Annotated in this window: 7 protein-coding genes and 1 tRNA gene; 7 read left to right on the forward strand and 1 reads right to left on the reverse strand. The window is 50.7% G+C overall.

The genetic code is table 11. From position 1 onward, the window contains the following. Nucleotides 1-136: 136 nt before the first annotated feature. The 3 genes from PAT3040_RS22200 to PAT3040_RS22210 all read left to right on the forward strand — a co-directional run bounded on the left by PAT3040_RS22200 (nt 137) and on the right by PAT3040_RS22210 (nt 1,894). Nucleotides 137-349, forward strand: a complete 213-nt coding sequence (locus PAT3040_RS22200) for a DUF951 domain-containing protein (RefSeq protein ID WP_087572549.1) — start codon at nt 137-139, stop codon at nt 347-349. Between the two features lie 125 nt (nt 350-474). Next, nucleotides 475-565, forward strand: a tRNA-Ser gene (locus PAT3040_RS22205). Nucleotides 566-1,180: 615 nt separating this feature from the next. Further along, nucleotides 1,181-1,894, forward strand: coding sequence for an ankyrin repeat domain-containing protein (locus PAT3040_RS22210; protein ID WP_108994422.1), 714 nt, complete (start codon nt 1,181-1,183; stop codon nt 1,892-1,894). A 308-nt stretch (nt 1,895-2,202) separates the two neighbouring features. On the opposite strand, the gene PAT3040_RS22215 is transcribed toward PAT3040_RS22210, so the two are convergent. Next, on the reverse strand, nt 2,203-2,385 hold the full coding sequence (locus PAT3040_RS22215; protein WP_108994423.1) for a YjzC family protein: 183 nt from the start codon (nt 2,383-2,385) through the stop codon (nt 2,203-2,205). A 193-nt stretch (nt 2,386-2,578) separates the two neighbouring features. On the opposite strand from PAT3040_RS22215, the gene PAT3040_RS22220 reads away from it, so the two are divergent. The 4 genes from PAT3040_RS22220 to PAT3040_RS22235 all read left to right on the forward strand — a co-directional run. Further along, on the forward strand, nt 2,579-4,141 hold the full coding sequence (locus PAT3040_RS22220) for a helix-turn-helix domain-containing protein (RefSeq protein WP_108994424.1): 1,563 nt from the start codon (nt 2,579-2,581) through the stop codon (nt 4,139-4,141). A gap of 161 nt (nt 4,142-4,302) precedes the next feature. Beyond that, nucleotides 4,303-5,247, forward strand: a complete 945-nt coding sequence (locus PAT3040_RS22225) for an ABC transporter substrate-binding protein (protein ID WP_108994425.1) — start codon at nt 4,303-4,305, stop codon at nt 5,245-5,247. 158 nt (nt 5,248-5,405) lie between these two features. After that, on the forward strand, nt 5,406-5,690 hold the full coding sequence (gene rpsF, locus PAT3040_RS22230) for a 30S ribosomal protein S6 (protein WP_108994426.1): 285 nt from the start codon (nt 5,406-5,408) through the stop codon (nt 5,688-5,690). A gap of 35 nt (nt 5,691-5,725) precedes the next feature. After that, nucleotides 5,726-6,202 (forward strand): single-stranded DNA-binding protein (locus tag PAT3040_RS22235; RefSeq protein ID WP_108994427.1); only part of this gene is annotated, 477 nt, incomplete at its 3' end.

Raw genomic sequence — 6,202 nt, forward strand, 5'->3', positions numbered from 1 at the left:
TTTCTACCTTCATCCAATCTTCTACAGCGTTTTTGAAAAAAACGCAGCATCGGAAGCATACGCTCATGTGCTGAAAATCGAACTTTTTGAACGCGAATTAATTGAATGAGGACGAATCACAGTGGGAGGGATCATGTTGGAGCGCAAACAGTTCGACTTAGGTGACATCGTTATGATGAAAAAGCAGCATCCCTGCGGAACGAACGAGATGGAGATTATTCGTATGGGGATGGATATACGGATCAAGTGCGTAGGCTGCAAGCATAGCGTACTCATTCCACGGGCGAAGTTCGAGAAGAACATGAAGAAGGTGCTGCGTTCGAATCCCAAGGACCAGGAAGACGCATAAATGACATTTAGAACTGAGGGAGAGGACCCGAGTAGGCAACGAAGCAGGGGATGAATATTTATTGAATAATGACTTGCAACGATGATTACTTCTATGGTACAATCTCTCTTGTGTCACCCATACGCGGAGAGGTACCCAAGAGGCCCAAGGGGGCTGACTCGAAATCAGCTAGGCGTGTCAAAGCGTGCGTGGGTTCGAATCCCACCTTCTCCGCCATACAAATTCCAATCAAACTCTTCTACAGCATGCTGTGGAAGAGTTTTTTGTTCTACAATAGAATATATAAGTTCTCGAAAGTTCGGGAACTTTTATAGCGAAAAAACAGGCTTTAAACTTGGCCGATCAGCCTCGAAGGGACAGGCCCGCCAGAGGAGGCGTATGCGCTTCTAACGGACATCAGCGACTCTAAATACCTGTTTTTTTAGATTGCCAAACTGTAATGGAAAAGGGAGACTTTATTCGACCGGAATGAAGCGAAATGCTGCTCGGATGCTGCAAGAAAGGTCCGGCATGAGGCCGTTGATTCATTGTGTGTAAAACTGGAAATGAAGCTGCAATCAATCATCGCCAACGTGTTAACGGAAATAAGGGCCCTTATATTGATCGTTTGGCGTGATTTTAAAATCTAACGGAACTCGGCGACGTTATTCGTGAGAAATCCAGGCAAACCGCGGACTTTTGCCCAACATAAGGGCTGTCAGTTCCATTAGATTTGCGAAATGCTGCATTTTGCTGAAATAACGCCTTTCAGTTCCGTTACAGTTGCTTCCGTTCATCCTGTAGTAATGGCTCCACTAAGACAATTGAAGTGAAGGAGTGAATGACATCCCGATGTACATACAAGATGACGAGCCGTTGGCGAAGGAAATAACAGCAGCTATACGTGCTGGGGACACTGGAGGGTTGAAAAAGTTGCTTGAGGCTGACGAAGGTCTCTCTAAAGTCAGAATCGAAACCAAAAATCAAGATTATCGCGGCATAAGGTCGCTGCTACATATTGCTACGGATTGGCCAGGCCGTATTCCAAACGGTCCCGAAGTCATCCGATTGTTAGTAACAAACGGCGCTGACGTGAATGCCAAGTTCCAAGGAGCACATGCGGAGACTCCGCTGCACTGGGCGGCCAGCAATAACGATGTAGAGGCGCTCGACGCGCTCTTAGATGCGGGAGCAGATATTGAGGCTGGAGGCTCTGTAATCGACGGCGGAACAGCTCTAAGTGATGCTGTAGCGTTTGGACAATGGGATACGGCGCACAGACTGGCCGAACGAGGGGCAAAACAGTTATTATGGCATGCGGCCGCACTCGGGAACATGGATGAGGTAAGGCGATTTGTTGAAGAGGATAAGTCTAAGAACCCAAAACAGCTCAATCAAGCGTTCTGGCTGGCTTGTCACGGCGGGCAAAGGGAAGCCGCGGAATATCTCAAGACTTGCGGCGCCGACATCAATTGGGTCGGATATGACGGTCTGACGCCTTTGGATGCGGCCAGACGCAGCGGAGCGGACGATTTGGTAAATTGGTTGGTTTCCGTTAGAGAGTAAGGCGGCTGCACAGCCCCGAAAATGAAACGAAGAAGAGGGCTCCCTATAAGAGGAGCCCCCTTGCTCGACGGTGGTTTTGTTAGATTGGTACGTCGTGTATCCTGTCTCACTTCGAGCTCATCGAAATTGTGTGTTTACGGACCGTAGTCTTTAGCACAACGCCTCGCTTTACAAGTAGTGGATGAAATACTCTCCTTCAGATCCTTGCACCTGCTGGTCCAATGGAACTACACCTCTCTTGCACCGTCGATATTATAATGCCCGATAACCATCAACGTATTCATGCAGCTGCAAAATATTTTGAAACGTTATTTCGGCATCCGGATCCACTTGCGCTCGTGATTCGTGTTATCGGGGAAACGTTCGCCCTTGTGCAAGGATACTTTCTTGGGATTCTGAATGCCCATGTGGTACGAATTGACGCCAGTCTCGATATACGTGCCGTCATTCGGCGCCCGGTCGCCTTGGTTAAAGATCGTAAATTCACCCATCGTTGGATGCACCTCCATGAGTTGTGTATGAAGCGGTCGGGCAGCATTGATGAGATGAAGAAACATTGCCTGCTCCCGTCCATGGCTTAGTATGAACAACGCGTCCCAATCGCATAAGTAGCAGATAACGGTGCACAGCTTGCCTAGTCTTCATATTCGCGCTATAACTGAGACAGGACTGGAGGGAGCGGACATGACAGGTTACACTTATTATTTGCCGATCGCGGTACACCAACTGAGCAGCGGACAATTGCCATGGTCTACCGAGGCGGTCGGGCCACGAGAGCCTGTTATCATCCTGGTGACGGATGGTTGGGCAAGAGTCGTATATAACGGAGTTGAGCGCGAGCTCGAGAGGCGTACCATTCTGTGCTGCAATGCAAGCAGCAGCCTGGAGTGGGCAGCGGAAAAAGCTTTCAAAGCCATTGTCGTGGAGTATCGCGCACTGACGCTGGATGGTATGCCGCCTTCTCCTTCAGACTTGCCCGAGAAGCCCGTCAAGGGCTCGTCCGATGCTTTCATCCAGACGGGTCGGCTACTTGAATTAGCCTGGGCCAATCGGCAGGAGAAGCCACTAGAACCGCAACGCATTTTTCTTGAGCTGCTGACAGCCTTGCTGGAGCAACACAAGCAAGCAGGGGATGGAGTGGACATGCCATGGCTGACGAACGTACTCGACCTGCTTCATCGAAGGTTCAAGGAAGAGTGGAGTCGTGAAGCGTTGTCCGCATACGCGGAAGTCAGCGTCGAGCACTTGTCGAGGGTATTCCGTAAGAAGACGGGGCTGACCTATACCTCCTATCTGAATCTTATGCGCGTGAGGGAGGCGCAACTGTTGATTCTGAAAGGGCTTGTTCCGAATTTGAACGAAATCGCGCGTCATGTCGGTTATCGCGACGGTTACTACCTGAGCAAAAAATTTAAAGCGCTCCTGGATCTTTCTCCTGCCAATTACAGAAACAAGCCGCGTCGCATCGTCGCTTCCACTTACAATTACACGGAAATGCTGATAGGGCTGGGCGTAGAGCCTGTATTGGGGGCGTATTCGGCGTGGTCGAACCATCGCCAGCTTGGACATCCAAGCGAGGGAGGAATGCGGGAGCTCTGCTGGTCGGAGGGGATCGGATCTTATAAAGCATTGGAGCGACTGCAACCGGATGTCATTCTTGTAACAGGCGATATTCAGGAGGATTGGCAATTATATCGTTATGCAGCCGTAGAAGCGATTCCAATGACCAAGCTGCCTTGGCGCGAGCAGTTCCGCCGAGTAGCGGAAATCGCGGGGAAGCGGGAAGCGGCAGAGGAAATTATAAAGAGATATGATCGAATGGCTGCCGAGTCGAACGCACGGCTGGATACGAATCAAGTATTCCGGGGAACGGCTGCCGTGTGGGAGATCTATGCGGATGCGGCTTATGTATTCCATTGCGGCTTTGGCCGAGGGACGCCTATTCTATATGATGATCTTGGCTTCCGTGTTCCGCAGGAGCTTGTAGATAGAGGGATCATGGACAAGGGATGTTTATCTTTCCCGGTTATGGAAGTGCCCGATATCGATTGTGACTACTTGTTTATTACGATGGCGCATGATTCGCTCGCGTTCAGACAATTGCTGCAGTCCGAAGCATGGAGCCGGCTGATGGCAGTTTGCCGGGGCAATGTACATATTCTCAATGACTTCGGAAAATTTTATGGCATCGATCCCGGGTCGATAGAGCTGCAATTGGAAAGTTTGATGAATTGTCTCCTTCCATAGAATGCACCATCTCCCAGCTCCGCCTCGTAAGCTCCACATCACAATATGACATGCTCCCAGATCATGCAGGAACATTTTCTTTTGCAGAGGGAGAAGGTAAAGTGTTCTAGTGATAATGATAATCATTATACTAATTGCGGGGATAGGAAAGGGAGAAGGTCATGAGAGAACAGGGAACAAAACGCGGCTTCCTGGGAGCAGCGCTAATGATGGTCGTATTGACGGTATTGCTGGCGGCTTGCGGCGGCGGAAACAACGGCGGCGAGGAGAAGGAAAACGCCAAAACCGTTACGACGGCGTTCGGGGATATCCAGATCCCCACGTCGCCCAAACGTATTATTGCGGACGACTACGTAGGAAGCTTGATTGCGCTTGATGCCATTCCGGTAGGGACTCCTGGCCTGCATCTAAAAAATCCCTATTATGTAGAGGCGCTTGAAGGAGTAGCTGATATCGGCGAATACGGCAATTCGTCGCCTGAGAGAATGATGGAATTGGATCCGGATTTGATTATTACGGCTACAGACGATCCAAAACGGTTCGAGCAGATGAATAAAATCGCGCCAACGATTTCGGTCCCCTACGGCGATCTGAAAAATGCGCATGAAGAGATCGCCTATTTCGGCGAGCTGCTGGGCTTGGAGGACAAAGCCAATGCATGGCTCAAGGATTACGACGAACGGATTGCGGCCGCCAAGCAGCGTGTGGAGGCGGTCATACCGCCGGATGCCACTTTTACGATATTGGAACTCGGGGATAAGTCCGTCTGGGCTTACGGGGATAATTTCGGCCGCGGAGGACAACCCATCTATCAATCATTGGGAAGAAAGCCGAGAGCCGAGGTAGCGGAGGAACTGATGGAGAAGCAGTGGATGGAATTGTCTATGGAGACATTGGCCGGATATGTGGGCGATTATATTGTATTGACGGTCGGGGATGTTAACGAATGGACGATAGACAAGCTCAAAGCCGATCCGATCTGGGGTTCGCTTGCGGCGGTGAAGCAGAATCAAGTGTACATCTGGCAGGAAGAACGTTCCTGGTATTACGATCCCATTGCCGTATTAAGCCAAACGGAGGAGCTGGCGGACTGGTTGGCGAAGTAATCGCACTGTAGGTGCTAGGAGGGTGAAGCGCCAAAGTTGCCTCCCGATTCTCAGCTTGCCATGAGCTTCTCGATTTGATATAGTATAGAGATGCGAGCCTATGGCTCGTTCCTTGCTCCATTTTATGGGGCCGTTAGTCCAAAAGGAGGTGAAACAATATGCGCAAATATGAAGTGATGTATATCATTCGTCCTGACGTCGAGCAAGAGAACGTTCAAGCTCTCGTCGAGAAATTTAATGGCATCATCTCCAATGGCGGAGAGGTCACGAAATCCGATGTGATCGGCAAACGCCGTCTTGCGTATGAGATCAACAAGCTTCGTGATGGTTACTTTGTTCTGGTTCATTTCAACGCAACGACTGAAGTTGTAAATGAACTTGACCGTATCATGAAGATCCAAGACGAAGTCATTCGTTCGTTGATCGTCAGAGACGTAGCTTAGTCTAGTCCACGCAAGGGAATGGGGAGGTCGATGAGATGTTGAACCGTGTCATACTGATTGGCAGATTGACGAGGGATCCCGAGCTGCGTTATACGCCTGCCGGAGTTGCGGTAACGCAATTCACGCTGGCTGTAGACCGGCCATTCTCGTCAGCAGGTCAAGGCGGAGAACGCGAGCGCGAAGCGGATTTCATTCCGATCGTTACATGGCGCCAGCTGGCTGAAACATGCGCAAACTACTTACGCAAGGGCCGTCTAGCGGCCGTTGAGGGACGCATTCAAGTGCGGAACTACGAGAACAACGAGGGCAAGCGTGTGTATGTAACGGAAGTTATTGCAGACAATGTCCGGTTCCTGGAGTCCAATCGCGAGAACAGCGGAGCTCCGCGTGATGAGAACAGCGGCGGTGGAGGCGGATACGGCGGCGGCAATTCGGGCGGCGGATATAGTGGAGGAAGCAATGCTGGCGGTGGCGGTGGTTCATCCTATGGCGGCGGAAGCCGGTCGGGCGGG

Origin of the sequence: Paenibacillus agaridevorans (assembly GCF_003112455.1) — a bacterium.
Taxonomy (GTDB): Bacteria; Bacillota; Bacilli; order Paenibacillales; family Paenibacillaceae; genus Pristimantibacillus; species Pristimantibacillus agaridevorans.